The organism is Kribbella qitaiheensis, from assembly GCF_042657745.1.
GTDB lineage: Bacteria > Actinomycetota > Actinomycetes > Propionibacteriales > Kribbellaceae > Kribbella > Kribbella qitaiheensis.
In genome coordinates this window covers 1-13,760 of the sequence record NZ_JBHSKE010000035.1, presented here as the reverse complement: position 1 = coordinate 13,760, position 13,760 = coordinate 1, and the positions used below count along the sequence as shown (strand labels likewise).

Genomic DNA, 13,760 nt, shown 5'->3' with positions numbered 1-13,760 from the left:
TTCGCGGCCGCCGGGTTCACGCGTTGGCGGGGGTGGTGTAGGTGGATTGGGCTTCTTCGGCGAAGTGGCAGGAGACGGTCTGGCCGGTGGGGATCTGGCGGAGTTCGGGGATGTCGGTGGAGCAGCGGGCCTCGGCGCGGAGGCAGCGGGTGTGGAAGCGGCAGCCGGACGGCGGGCTCACCGGGGAGGGCGGGTCGCCGGCCAGGACGATGCGCCTGCGGCCCTGGCGGGCGAGACCCGGCTCGGCCGAGAGCAACGCCTGCGTGTAGGGATGCGCCGGTACGTCGTACACCTCGTGGTGCTCGCCGAGTTCCGCCACCCGGCCGAGATACATCACGGCGACCCGGTCCGACACGTGCCGGACCACCGACAGGTCGTGCGCGACGAAGATGATGCTCAGGCCGAGCTCGCGCTGCAGCCGCATCAGCAGGTTCACCACCTGCGCCTGGACGGACAGGTCGAGCGCCGAGACCGGTTCGTCGCAGAGCAGGACGTCCGGGTTCAGCGCGATCGCCCGGGCGATGCCGATGCGCTGGCGCTGTCCGCCGGAGAACTGGTGCGGGAACCGCGTCTCGTCCTCGGCCCGGAGCCCGACCAGTTCCAGCAGTTCGCGGACCCGGGCCCGGATGTCCATGCCCTTCGAGACGTCCGGGTGCACCTCCAGCGGCTCCGCGACGATCTCGCCGACGCGCATCCGCGGGTTCAGGCTGGAGTACGGGTCCTGGAAGACGACCTGGACGTTGCGGCGCCACTTGCGCAGGTCCTTGCCGTTCAGCTTGCTCACGTCTACCCCGCCGTACCGGACCTCGCCGGACGTCGGCTTCTCCAGTGCCGCGAGCAGCCGGACCAGGGTCGACTTGCCACAGCCGGACTCGCCGACGATGCCGAGCGACTCGCCCTTGCGCAGTACCAGGTCGACGCCGTCCACGGCCCGGACCAGCGTCTTGGTACCGAAGGAGAAGGCCGGACTGATGTCGTAGTGCTTCACCAGGTCCGTTGCCACCAGCAACTCTTCGCTCATCACACCGCCTCCTTCGCGGAGATCGTGGTACGCCGGATGCACGCCGCGTCCCGGCCGGGGGCGACCGTCACCAGCTTCGGCACCTCCACCGCGCAGTCCTCGATCGCGTGCGGGCACCTGGTCCGGAACGCGCAGCCCGACGGGATCGCCCGCAGCGACGGCGGCGTACCGGGGATGGTCGGCAGCTCCTGGCCCTTCAGCTCGGCCGACGGCATCGAGCCCAGCAGCCCTTCCGTATAAGGGTGAACGGGATAGTCCAGGGCCTCCGCGGTGGCGGCCCGCTCGACCACGTGGCCGGCGTACATCACCACCACGTTGTCGGCGACGTCGGCCACCACACCGAGGTCGTGCGTGATCAGCACGACGCCCATGTCCCGCTCAGCCTGCAGTTCCTCGATCAGTTCCAGGATCTGCGCCTGCACGGTGACGTCGAGCGCGGTGGTCGGCTCGTCCGCGATCAGTACGTCGGGGTCGAGCGCGAGGGCCATTGCCAGCATCACCCGCTGCCGCATCCCGCCGGAGAACTCGTGCGGGTAGTCGTTCACCCGCTTGGCGGCGGCCGGGATCCGGACCTGGTCGAGCATGTCGGCCGCGCGCTTCATCGCATCCTGCTTGGACAGGCCGCGGTGCACCCGGTAGCACTCGGCGATCTGCTTGCCGACCGACTGGACCGGGTTGAGCGCGGACAACGAGTCCTGGAAGACCATCGTGATCCGGTCGCCGACGATCTTGCGGCGTTCCTTCACCGGCATCGCGATCAGGTCCACACCGCGGTACTCCGCGGTGCCGGAGACGATCCGTCCGGGTGGCATCTCCAGGATGCCGGTCAGCGCCTGGGTGGAGACGCTCTTGCCGGAGCCGGACTCGCCCAGGATCGCCAGCGTCTCACCGGCCCGGACCTGCCAGGACACCCCGTCGACCGCGCGGACGGAGCCGTGCGGAGTGTCGAACTCGACGCTGAGGTTGTCCACCTTCAGCAATACTTCACCGGTAGTCATCGCAGCAACTTCGGGTCGAGGGCGTCGCGGATCGAGTCGCCGATGATCATGAACGAGATCGTCATCGTCGAGATGAACAGCGCCGGCCAGAGGAACAGGTGGGGGGTGTCACGGTAGGACGCGGCGACACCGAACTGGCTGCCCCACGAGATCGACGGCGGTTGCAGGCCGACCCCGAGGAACGTCAGCACGGCTTCCAGGCCGACCAGGCCGCCGACCCCGAGCGTGGTCATCGCCAGCAGCGGGGCCATCGCGTTGGGGAACACGTGCTTGCGCAGGATCCGCCAGGGTGGCACCCCGATGGACCGGGCCGCCAGCACGTACTCCCGGTTGCGCACCGAGAAGACCGTCGACCGCATCACCCGCATGCCTTGCGGCCACCAGGTCAGCAGGATGACGGCGACGATGATCCAGATGCTCCGGTTCGGTACCGAGTTCAGGATCACGATCAGCGCGATCAGCCCCGGCAGGGCGAACAGCACGTCGGCGACCCGCGAGATCACCGTGTCGACCGCGCCCGGGAAGTACCCGGCCAGCAGGCCGAGGATGCCCGCGACCACGAAGCCGCCGACACTGGCGACGACACTCACCAGCACGGACGGCCGGGCGCCGTAGATCACGTTGGCGAAGTAGTCGCAGCCCTGGATGTCGAAGCCGAACGGGTGCCCGGGCTCGCGGCCGTGCTGACTCTTGCCGAGCTCGCAGAACCGGGGATCGACGGAGGTGAAGATCCGCGGGAACGCGGCCATCACGAAGAAGGTCAGGACCAAGAGTACGCAGACTACGAACTGCGGTTTGCGCAGCAGCGCCCGCAGCAGTTCGCGGTTGGACAGGGTCCGGCCTTCGAGGACCTGGGTCTCGGTCTCGAAGACCTGTTGCGCCTCAGACATTGCGTACCCTCGGATCGATCGCGCCGTAGACGATGTCGACCAGCAGGTTGATCAGGATGAACATCAGGAACGCGAGCGTGGACAGCAGCACCACCACGCCACCTTCCTTCAGCTTGATCGCCTGGAACATGAACTGGCCGAGCCCCGGCAGGTTGAAGATGCTCTCGGCAAGGACCGCGCCGGCGAAGATGCCGGCGAAGTCGATGCCCATCAGGGTGACGACGGGGAGCAACGCGTTCGGCAGCACGTGCCCCCAGAGGATCCGCTGCTCCCCCAGGCCCTTGGCCCGGCCCGTCTTGACGAAGTCGGCGTTGGCGGTGTCCACGATCGAGGTTCTGGTCAGCCGCGCCATCCCGGCGAATCCGGTGATCGCGATACAGACCGCCGGCAGCAGGTACGAGATCGGGTAGCCGTCGGCGACACCGGACACCGGCAGCCACTTGAGCTGGACACCGAACACGTACTGCCCGGCGAAGTACAGGACCAGACCCGGCACGGCCAGTACGACGAGCGTCGACAACAGCAGCATCCGGTCGATCACGCCGTTGCGCCGGAAGCCGGCGTACAGCCCGAACAGGAGGCCGGCGATCCACTGCAGCGCCAGGCTCAACGTGGCCAGCTTCAGCGTCACGGGGATCCGCAGCCTCAGCTGGTCGGCGATGTCGGCGCCGGCGAACGTGCTGCCGAAGTGGCCGGTGAGGATGTCCTTCATCGAGAGCAGGTACTGCACGATGAAGGGGTCGTCGAGGTGGAACTGGGCCCGCTTCGCCGCCAGCACGGCGGCTGGGATGGGCTTGTCACCGGCCAGTTCCCGCAGGGGGTCTCCGGGCATCGCGAAGACGAGCGCGAAGACCCCCAGCGTGACGATCAGGCCGATCGGGATGGCCGCCAGTACGCGGCGCAGGACGAACCGGGTCACTTGAACGTGGAGTAGAGCGCCTGGACACCGGTGTACTTGGAGACCCGCGGCTCGATCTTCGCCGAGTGCAGGTAGGCGTTCTGCTTGGCGTACAGCGGGATCAGCGGCATGTCCTCGAGCGCGATGTCCTCGGCCTGCTGGTACAGCTTGATCGCCTTTTCCTGGTCCGGCTCGGCGTCGCCCTGGGCCAGCACCTTGTCCAGCGCCGGGTTGTTGTAGCCGGCGAAGTTCGCGTCACCGGTGGACTTGAACATCGGGGTCAGGTAGTCCTCGATCGAGGGGTAGTCGTGACCCCAGCCGCTGAAGCGCAGGCCGTCGAGCTTGCGGGTGTCGGCCAGCTGGGTGATCTCCGAACCCTGCTTGCCGGTGTACTTCACCTCGAGGCCGAGGTTCTGCCGGATCATGTTGCCGATCGCCTCGGCGAAGATCTGGCCGGTCGCGGAGGTGGTGTTGTAGTTGATGTTCACCGGACCGGAGAAACCGCCGGCCTCCTGGAGCAGCTGCTTGGCCTTGGCGGCGTCGAAGTCGCAGTACTTGCAGGCGTTGTCGCGGTAGCCGTTGATGTCCGGGGCGATCAGGCCCTTGCTCGGCGTGGACAGGCCGACCAGGTCGGCGAAGGCCTTGCGGTCGATCGCCATCGAGAAGGCGTGCCGCAGCTTGGGGTTCTTGAAGCGTGCGTCCCAGGCCGGGAGCGTCAGGTAGTTGGCGCCGGAGCTCTCGGCGGTCACCCAGCCATCGGGCGCGTCGGTCTTGAAGGTCTTCACCTTGGTCGGCGGCACGTCGACGAAGTCCACGGTGCCGGCCAGGAACTCGTTGTACGCCGTGTCCGCGTTCGGGATGTACCGGAAGGTGATGGAGTCGGCGTCCGGCGCGTTCGGGCCCTTGTAGCCGTCCCACTTGGCGAGCTTGATGTCCTCACCGGCGTTCCAGGTGCCGTCCAGCTTGTAGGCGCCGTTGCCGATCGGCTTGCGCTTGTAGGCGTCGGGGTTCTTCCGGACCTCCTCCGGCAGTGGCGCGAGTCCGAGGTACTGCAGGGTCAGGCCGAACTGCGAGAAGGGCACCTTGAGCTTGACCGAGAAGGACATGTCGTCGATCTGCTTGAGGCCGCTCAGCGTCTTCACCGCGGTCGGCTTCGGGGTCGCGCCGTCGGGGGTCTCCGGGTTGAGCGCCTCGTAGCCCTCGACCTTGGAGAAGAAGCCGTTGTTCTTCCAGGCGGTGGAGCCCTGGGCGGTCAGGTTCCAGCTGTCCACGTAGTCCTTCGCGGTCAGCGGCTGGCCGTTCTGGAACGAGTTGCCGGGCTTCAGTTTGATCGTCCAGGTCTGGCTGGTCTTGTCCGGCGTGACGGACTCGGCCATCACGTTGACGGTCTTGCCGCTGTTCGGGTCGGTGGCGACCAGCGGAGCGAACATCGCCTGCGCGACCTGGATGCCGGGGCTGCCGTTCTCGTTCAGCGGGTTGATGTACTCCAGCGGGTCCGCCGCGATGGCGATCACCACACTCTTGGCGCCACCCCCGGCGCTGTCCCCACTGCTCTTGCCGTCACCACAACTGCTGAGCACCAGGGCGAGGCCGAGTGTCACCCCCAGAACACCAGTCATACGTCGCACAGTCAGAACCAACTTCCTCGGCGGGAGGGCCGGTAGGCGGAGTAGCCGCCATGTTGGCTGGTCGAAACTGCGCATGTCAACGTTGTCAGGGACAGACTGGACGCAAGTAACAAATGCGTTACCTTGGCGAGACCTCAGAGCACCCTAGGCCGACAAGGCAGGCTTCGGACACGATAACCATGTTTCCGGCCCAAGTCATCAGACGATCCACGCCTGGGACCGTTTGCGCACGGAAGTGACGTTTCGCGCACTCGTCGCGGTATCAGCCGGGTGGGATGTTCTGGTTCAGGTGGAACAGATTGCCCGGGTCGTACTTCTGTTTCAGGGACTCGAGCCGCTCGTACGACGCGGCGCCGTACGCGTCCCTGATCCGTGGCGTGCCCTCGTCGCCCAGGAAGTTCACGTACACGCCGGACTGGTGCGGTTCGAGCGCCTGCCAAGACTGCCGTACCCACTCGCGCTGCTCGGCGAAACCGTCCGGGCCGGGCGTCGCGCCGACGAAGTTGAAGGTGTGCCCGCTCGACCTGTCGCCGAACGCGGTCCCGGCCGCATCGATGCCGCGGATCGCGCCGCCGAGCTGGAAGATCGGGTACGACGTCAACGGCGAGTCGATCGCCAGGCCGCGCTCCACCGCGATGTCGATCACGTCGTCGGAGAGCTCGGCGACGTCACAGGCCCGCATGTAGTACCAGCGCCCCTGCGGGAAGCCCGGGTCGAGCATCGACTGGAGGGCGAGGTACGGCATCGGTGTGCACAGGTCCAGCAACGGCGGTCCAAAGGCCTTGAGCGGTGCCAGCACCCGCTCGCCGTCCTCGACGGGACCGGCGTAACACGCGACGACCATCACCACCGGGCGTCCGTGGTACTCGGCCGGAATCGTGGGCAGCGGCGGGACCCATCGATGGATGACCGCGGTGGTGAGTTCGTCCGGCACATAGGTGATCCAGTCCCGGTAGAAGCGCAGCAGCTCGGGCGACGATTCCATCGGCCACAGGATCGGGCCGGCCAGCACGATCGGCCCGACCGGGTGCAGCCGGAACTCGAACTCGGTCACGATCCCGAAGTTGCCACCGCCACCGCGAACACCCCAGAACAGGTCCGCGTTGACGTCCTCGCTCGCGGTGACCAGCTCCTCCTCCGCGGTGACCAGGTCGACCGACTCCAGATTGTCGATGCTGAGCCCGTACTTGCGCATCAGCCAGCCGATCCCGCCGCCCAGGGTGAGACCGGCGACGCCGGTGTGGGTGACGATGCCGGAGGGCGTCGCCAGGCCGAAGACCTGGGTCTCGCGGTCGAGCTCACCGAGCAGGACGCCGGCCTGGGCCCGAGCCGTACGCCGGACCGGATCGACGCGGATGCCCTTGAGCGGCGACAGGTCGATCACGATGCCGCCGTCGCAGGTCGAGTGACCGGGAAAACTGTGGCCGCCGCCGCGAACCGCGACCGGCAGCCCGGTCCGCCGGCCCAGGCCGATCACGGCGCGGATGTCGGCGACGCCCGTGCAGCGGGCGATCAGCGCCGGACGCCGGTTGATCGAACCGTTCCAGACCTTTCGGCGCTCGTCGTACCCCGGATCAAACGGGCCGACGAGCTCGCCTCGGAAATCCGCCCTGAGATCGTCGAGTGCCTTTGAGTCGAGGTGCACGTCTGGAGTGATTGTGCTCATCGCGGGACCCCCTCCCTGCCGCCAGTTTGCCCCCGTCGTACGGGGCTGTCGAGGGTGCGCCGGACGGCTACAAGGGGGTCACAGACCGAAGGCGGGGGTGTCCTCGTCGAAGGGGCCCATCACCGTGAGGGCCTGCTCGCCGGCGTACAGCTCGGCGGCCAGGTCGGCCACGTCGTCGAGGGTGACCGCGTCGATCCGGGCCAGGATCTCGTCGACCGTGGGGAGCTCGCCGTACACCAGTTCTGCCTTGGCGATCCGGGTCATCTTGGCGCCGGCGTCCTCCAGCCCCATCACCACGGAGCCGCGCATCTGGCCCTTGCCGCGAAGGAGTTCGTCGGGCGTGATGGTGCCCTTGGCGATCGTGGCCAGCTCGGCCCGGACCACCTCGAGCACCTCGGGCGCCTTCTTCGGCAGGCAACCCGCGTAGACGCCGACCATGCCAGTGTCCGCGTACGCCGAGCCGAAGGTGAAGACCGAGTACGCGAGACCGCGCTTCTCCCGGACCTCCTGGAAGAGTCGCGAGGACATCCCGCCCCCGACGATGCCGTGCAGCACGCCGGCGACGTACCGCCGCTCGTCGTTGCGGACCAGCCCGGGCATGCCGAGCACGAGGTGCGCCTGCTCGACGTCCCGGTGGTGCACCCGCACTCCCGCGTACGTCGGGACGCGGCGGGCGGAGCTCCGCCGTACCGGAGCGGGCTCGGCCTCAGCGGTGACCCAGTGCCGCTCGAACGCCTTGCGGACCAGCTTCACCACGTCGGAGTGCTCCACGTTGCCCGCGACGGAGACAACGATGTTCTCGGGCAGGTAGCGACGGCGGTACCAACCGACGACCTGGCGACGGGTCAGGCCCGCCACCGACTCCGGCGTACCGGTGATGGATCGGCCGAGCGGGGACTGGCCCCACAGCTGCTCGGCGAAGAGGTCGTGGATGTGATCCGACGTCTCGTCGGCGTGCATCGCGATCTCTTCGTCGATCACGTCCCGCTCGCTCTCCACGTCCTCCTCGGTGAGCGTGGCCGAGGTGATCATGTCGCAGATGACGTCGACCGCGAGTGGCAGGTCGGAGTCGAGCACCCGGGCGTAGTAGCAGGTGTATTCCTTGCCGGTGAACGCGTTCATCTCGCCACCGACCGCGTCCAGCGAGGCGGAGATCTCCAGCGCGTCGCGGCGCTCGGTGCCCTTGAACAGCAGGTGCTCGAGGAAGTGCGTGGCACCGGACAACTGGACCGGCTCGTCCCGCGAGCCGACGCCGATCCAGACGCCGAAGGTGACCGAGCGGAAGCCCGGTACGGACTGGGAGAGCACGCGAAGCCCGGAGGGCAGGACGGTCCGTTTGACCGGACCGCCCGCCTCCGGGCTCAGCAGCGTGCTGGTGATCGCACGTGTCACTCGGCGGGAGCGACCTCTGCGTCGTCGGCCTTCTCGTCGGCCTTCTTGTCGGCATCTTCCTCGAGCACCGGGATCAGCGACAGCTTGCCGCGGTCGTCGATCTCGGCGATCTCGACCTGGAGCTTCTGGCCGACGGACAGGATGTCCTCGACGGCCTCCACCCGCTTGCCGCCGGCCAGGCCGCGCAGCTTCGAGATGTGCAGCAGACCGTCCTTGCCCGGGAGCAGCGAGATGAACGCACCGAAGTTGGTCGTCTTCACGACCGTGCCCAGGTAGCGCTCGCCCTTCTCCGGCATGGTCGGGTTGGCGATCGCGTTGATCATCGCGCGCGCCGCGTCGGCCGAGGGGCCGTCCGTCGCACCGATGTACACCGTGCCGTCGTCCTCGATGGAGATGTCGGCACCGGTCTCGTCGGTGATCTGGTTAATCATCTTGCCCTTCGGGCCGATGACCTCGCCGATCTTGTCGACCGGGACCTTCACCGAGATGACCCGCGGCGCGAACTCGCTCATCTCACCCGGGGCGTCGATGGCCTTGGCCATCACGTCGAGGATGGTCAGCCGCGCGTCCTTGGCCTGGGTCAGCGCCGCACCGAGCACGCTGGCCGGGATGCCGTCCAGCTTGGTGTCCAGCTGCAGGGCGGTGACGAAGTCCTTCGTGCCGGCGACCTTGAAGTCCATGTCGCCGAACGCGTCCTCCGCGCCCAGGATGTCGGTCAGCGCGACGTACTCGATCTCGCCGTCGACCTCACCGGAGATGAGGCCCATCGCGATACCGGCGACCGGCGCCTTCAGCGGCACACCGGCGGACAGCAGCGACAGCGTCGAGGCGCAGACCGAGCCCATCGAGGTGGAGCCGTTGGAGCCGAGCGCCTCGGACACCTGACGCAGCGCGTACGGGAAGTCCTCGCGCGACGGCAGCACCGGCACCAGGGCCCGCTCGGCCAGCGCGCCGTGACCGATCTCGCGGCGCTTCGGCGAACCCACCCGGCCGGTCTCACCGGTCGAGTAGGGCGGGAAGTTGTAGTTGTGCATGTAGCGCTTGCGCGTCTCCGGGGAGAGCGTGTCGAGCTGCTGCTCCATCCGGAGCATGTTCAGCGTGGTGACACCCAGGATCTGGGTCTCGCCGCGCTCGAACAGCGCCGAGCCGTGCACCCGCGGGAGCACCTTGACCTGCGCCTTGAGCGGACGGATGTCGGCCAGGCCGCGGCCGTCGATGCGGACCTTGTCGGTCAGCACGCGCTTGCGGACCAGCTTCTTGGTGAGCGAGCGGAAGGCTGCGGACAGCTCCTTCTCACGACCCTCGAAGTCGGCGGCCAGCTTCTCGACCACGGCGGCCTTGACGGCGTCGGTGGCCGACTCGCGGTCGTGCTTGCCCGCGATGGTGAGGGCCTGCGACAGCTCCTCGGTGGCAGCGGCCTCGACGGCGGCGAACGCGTCGTCCTGGTAGTCCGGGAAGAGCGGGAACTCGCCGGTCGGCTTGGACGACTTGGCGGCCAGCTCGGACTGCGCCTCGACCAGGGTCTTGATGAAGGCCTTCGAGGCTTCGAGGCCCTGGGCCACGATCTCCTCGGTCGGCGCCTGCTTGCCGGCCGCGACGGCGTCGAAGGTGCCCGGGGTGGACTCGGCCTCGACCATCATGATCGCGACGTCACCGGACTCGGTGACCCGACCCGCGACCACCATGTCGAAGACGGCGTCCTCGAGCTCGGTGTGCGTCGGGAAGGCGACCCACTGCTTGTCGATCAGGGCGACGCGGGTGGCGCCGATCGGGCCCGAGAACGGCAGCCCGGCGATCTGGGTGGACATCGACGCGGCGTTGATCGCCAGCACGTCGTACAGCTTGTCCGGGTTCAGCGCCAGGACCGTGATGACGACCTGGATCTCGTTGCGCAGGCCGGACACGAACGACGGCCGCAGCGGGCGGTCGATCAGCCGGCAGGTCAGGATGGCCTCCTCGGAAGGACGGCCCTCCCGGCGGAAGAACGAGCCCGGGATGCGACCGGCGGCGTACATCCGCTCCTCGACGTCCACCGTCAGCGGGAAGAAGTCGAACTGGTCCTTGGGCTTCTTGCTGGCCGTGGTGGCCGAGAGCACCATCGTGTCGCCGTCGAGGTAGGCGGCGGCGGAACCGGCGGCCTGCTGGGCCAGACGGCCCGTCTCGAAGCGGATGGTGCGGGTGCCGAAGCTGCCGTTGTCGATGACGGCTTCAGCGAATTCTGCGCCCTCCATGGGCGCGTTTGTGGATCCCGACACGGGATACCCCTCTCTCGCTTGAGACGACTGCGAGGCGCGAGCTCCGGGGTGCCGGTCTTCGATCGAGGCCCGCGGGTGCCCATTGTTTGGATGCACCCCCGAAGGCCACTACCGAGGACCGGTCGTAGTCCCGACACGCGTTTCGCGTCGTCTCGTTGTCGTTGTTCTTCAGTTGTCCCGCGGCGCCCGGTGGTGGTTGCCACCGGGGACCGCAGATACGCGAGAAGCGGCCACCCGATTCCGGGGGCCGCTCCTCACGACGTCATCGGCGAAGGCCGAGCCGCTCGATCAGGGACCGGTAGCGGTTGATGTCCTTCTTCGCCAGGTAGTTCAGCAGCCGGCGGCGCTGACCGACGAGCAGCAGCAGGCCACGACGGCTGTGGTGGTCGTGCTTGTGCTCCTTGAGGTGCTCCGTCAGGTCGGCGATCCGGTGCGTGAGCAGCGCCACCTGGACCTCGGGGGAACCAGTGTCACCCTCGGTCAGGGCGTACTCACCGATGATCTTCTTCTTCGCTTCAGGATTAGCTGATGACACGGAGGTCCTCTCGATTTCCGTTGCGCGGCGCACCGGGGCTTGGGTCACCCGGGCACTCTCGATCCGCGGCCGTTCAGACGGCAGCGCCAAGAGTATCAGTCCGTGGACGCGTCACCCTAATTCCCGGTAAGGAAACGGCCCCGTGTCGTCGACGTAATGCTACTCCTCGGCGAGAATCCGGCGGGCGTTGTCGACGTCGGCCTTCATCTGGACCAGCAGGTCGTCGATGCTGTCGAAGCGGATCTGGCTGCCGCGCAACCGGGTGACGAAGTCCACCGCGATCTTCGCGCCGTACAGCTCGAGGTCGTCGCGATCCAGCACGTACGACTCCACCCGCCGGTCCACCCCGTCGAAGGTGGGGTTGCTGCCGACGCTGATGGCCGCCGGCAACGGTTCGGAGTACTGCGGGGCGCCGGGTGCGGGCTTCAGCACGATCAGCCAGCCGGCGTACACCCCGTCCAGCGGGACCGCGGCGCCTGCCAGGGCAGGGATGTTGGCGGTCGGGTAGCCGAGCTCGCGGCCGCGCTTGTCGCCTTCTACGACGGTCCCGGTGACCCGCAGCGGGCGTCCGAGTGCGGTCGCGGCGCGTTCGACATCGCCCGCGGCGATCAGCTCACGGATGTACGTCGAGGACCACGGCTGGTTGTCGCCCGCCAGCGTCAGGCCCTCCACCTGGAACCCTGCCGCGGCACCCGCCGCGACGAGGGTGTCGACGTGGCCGGCGGCCTTGTGGCCGAAGCGGAAGTTCTCCCCCACCACGATCGCCTTGGCGTGCAGGGTCCCGACCAGGACGCGGTCGATGAACTCCTGCGGCGACCAGGACGAGACGTCCTTGGTGAACGGCAGGATCAGCACGGCGTCGGCACCGGCCGCGCCGAGCAGCTCGGCCCGCTGATCGGGTTCGCTGAGCATCGCGGGCGCCCGGTCCGGGCGCAGCACCACCATCGGGTGCGGGTCGAACGTCATCGCGACCACCGGCAGCCCACCCAGCTCGGCCGCCCGGGCCCTGGCGTGGGCGAGCACCTCCTGGTGGCCGCGGTGCACGCCGTCGAAGTTGCCGATGGTGACGACCGACGGACCGAACCCCGGGTCCACCTCGTCCAAACCGTGCCAGACACGCATGACAGCAGGATTCCATGTCCCTCCTCCGGCCGGTGCAACAGGTCCGCTGATCACCCCTGTAATCACCTGGTCACCCAACCACAGCCCCCGCAGCTCCCCTGCCGGCGCGAGTAGACCGCTTCATTCGCCGAGTCGTGGAATTGCCCGGCGGGAAAGCGGTTGCCGACAACGCGAATCCACGACTGAGTGGCGGCTCACACCTTTAGGCGAGGGTGTTGGTGAGGGTGGTTAGGGCTTGGCCCAGGGGGAGATTCACTCGGTGGGCGGCGTAGGGGTCGCCGCGGGTGTGGCCCTGGTTGATGATCAGGACGGGTTTGCCGGCCTTGGCGGCGTAGCGGACGAAGCGGAAGCCGGACATCACGGTCAGGGAGGAGCCGAGCACCAGTACGGCGTTCGCCTCGTCGATCAGCTGGTAGCAACGTTCGACGCGGGTCTTCGGGACGTTCTCCCCGAAGAAGACGACGTCCGGTTTGAGCAGCGGGGATCCACAGTTCGTGCAGTCGACCAGCTGGAAGTCCTTGACCACGTCGTCGTGGAGCTCGACGTCACCGTCAGGGTTGATCCGGGTGGCTTCGCCTTCGAAGACCGGGTTTGCCGCGCGCAGCCGGCGGTCCAACTCCTCGCGTGGAGTTGTCTCGCCGCAGTCCAGACAGATCACTCGGTCGAGGTTCCCGTGCAGCTCGATCACGTCACGTGCGCCGGCCGCACCGTGCAGCCCGTCGACGTTCTGGGTGATGACGCCGTTGAGGAATCCGCGGGCCTGCAGTGCAGCGACCGCCCGGTGCCCGTCGTTCGGATCAGCTCGAGCGATCGTCCGCCACCCGAGGTGACTCCGCGCCCAGTACCTCTGCCGGCCAGACTCGCTTCCCACGAAGTCGCCGTACGTCATCGGCGTATGCGTCCGCAGACTGCCGCTCTCACCTCGGTAGTCCGGAATCCCGGACTCGGTGGAGATCCCAGCACCACTGAGAACCACCACTCCACTCTCGGCAACCACATCCGCGATTGGAGCGACATCCGTAGTACCGGGCTCCAACGAGAGCACATCAGGCCCAGGAGACCAGGTAAGTGTGGGACGGGAACGCACACCCCAAGCGTACGTGGGCCCGGGAACTCCCCTGCCGGAAGCTCGAAGAGTTGCCCCTGCCCGGAGGGGCGGCGGGACTCCCCGAACAGGCACCTTGTGCACCATCCGAGCAGATTCCGGCGATCCGGGCACTCAACCGGGACACAAAGTGCGGGCTCGGACAACAAGTCGGGACCTCGGACACGACCTGACCGGTCCAAGAGCCTGTTGCTTTTTGGGTGACGCGCCTGGGTAGGTCCTGGCTGGGGTCGGGTGGTGTTGGAAAGAT

General features: G+C 67.8%; 11 protein-coding genes. All 11 read right to left on the bottom strand.

Annotation, left to right across the window (positions count from 1 at the left end; translation table 11 throughout):
• Window positions 1-16: 16 nt before the first annotated feature.
• Window positions 17-1,021: an ABC transporter ATP-binding protein gene (locus ACFPJ1_RS24720; protein ID WP_380107402.1), complete on the bottom strand. Its 1,005-nt coding sequence runs from the start codon at window positions 1,019-1,021 to the stop codon at window positions 17-19.
• The gene (locus tag ACFPJ1_RS24715) at window positions 1,021-2,019 is read right to left on the bottom strand and encodes an ABC transporter ATP-binding protein (RefSeq protein ID WP_380107400.1); all 999 of its coding nucleotides are present in this window, start codon (window positions 2,017-2,019) and stop codon (window positions 1,021-1,023) included. Before ACFPJ1_RS24715 ends, ACFPJ1_RS24720 begins: the two co-directional genes overlap by 1 nt.
• Window positions 2,016-2,909: an ABC transporter permease gene (locus tag ACFPJ1_RS24710; protein ID WP_380107398.1), complete on the bottom strand. Its 894-nt coding sequence runs from the start codon at window positions 2,907-2,909 to the stop codon at window positions 2,016-2,018. Before ACFPJ1_RS24710 ends, ACFPJ1_RS24715 begins: the two co-directional genes overlap by 4 nt.
• The gene (locus ACFPJ1_RS24705) at window positions 2,902-3,828 is read right to left on the bottom strand and encodes an ABC transporter permease (protein WP_380107397.1); all 927 of its coding nucleotides are present in this window, start codon (window positions 3,826-3,828) and stop codon (window positions 2,902-2,904) included. The genes ACFPJ1_RS24710 and ACFPJ1_RS24705 overlap by 8 nt, the downstream gene beginning before the upstream one ends.
• A complete protein-coding gene (locus tag ACFPJ1_RS24700; RefSeq protein ID WP_380107396.1) occupies window positions 3,825-5,426 on the bottom strand; it encodes a peptide ABC transporter substrate-binding protein in 1,602 nt (533 codons plus the stop codon). Before ACFPJ1_RS24700 ends, ACFPJ1_RS24705 begins: the two co-directional genes overlap by 4 nt.
• Before the next feature lie 271 nt (window positions 5,427-5,697).
• Window positions 5,698-7,101 (bottom strand): FAD-binding oxidoreductase, encoded by a 1,404-nt coding sequence (locus tag ACFPJ1_RS24695; protein ID WP_380107394.1) that lies wholly within the window; start codon window positions 7,099-7,101, stop codon window positions 5,698-5,700.
• 78 nt (window positions 7,102-7,179) lie between these two features.
• Window positions 7,180-8,493, bottom strand: a complete 1,314-nt coding sequence (locus ACFPJ1_RS24690; protein WP_380107393.1) for a M16 family metallopeptidase — start codon at window positions 8,491-8,493, stop codon at window positions 7,180-7,182.
• Complete coding sequence (locus ACFPJ1_RS24685) at window positions 8,490-10,724, bottom strand: polyribonucleotide nucleotidyltransferase (protein WP_380107391.1); 2,235 nt, start codon at window positions 10,722-10,724, stop codon at window positions 8,490-8,492. The genes ACFPJ1_RS24690 and ACFPJ1_RS24685 overlap by 4 nt, the downstream gene beginning before the upstream one ends.
• Before the next feature lie 286 nt (window positions 10,725-11,010).
• The gene (rpsO, locus tag ACFPJ1_RS24680) at window positions 11,011-11,283 is read right to left on the bottom strand and encodes a 30S ribosomal protein S15 (protein WP_012920573.1); all 273 of its coding nucleotides are present in this window, start codon (window positions 11,281-11,283) and stop codon (window positions 11,011-11,013) included.
• A 159-nt stretch (window positions 11,284-11,442) separates the two neighbouring features.
• Window positions 11,443-12,405, bottom strand: coding sequence for a bifunctional riboflavin kinase/FAD synthetase (locus tag ACFPJ1_RS24675; RefSeq protein ID WP_380107388.1), 963 nt, complete (start codon window positions 12,403-12,405; stop codon window positions 11,443-11,445).
• Between the two features lie 202 nt (window positions 12,406-12,607).
• Entirely contained in the window at window positions 12,608-13,402 is a 795-nt protein-coding gene (locus ACFPJ1_RS24670; RefSeq protein ID WP_380107386.1) for an NAD-dependent protein deacetylase, read from the bottom strand.
• Between the last annotated feature and the right edge of the window lie 358 nt (window positions 13,403-13,760).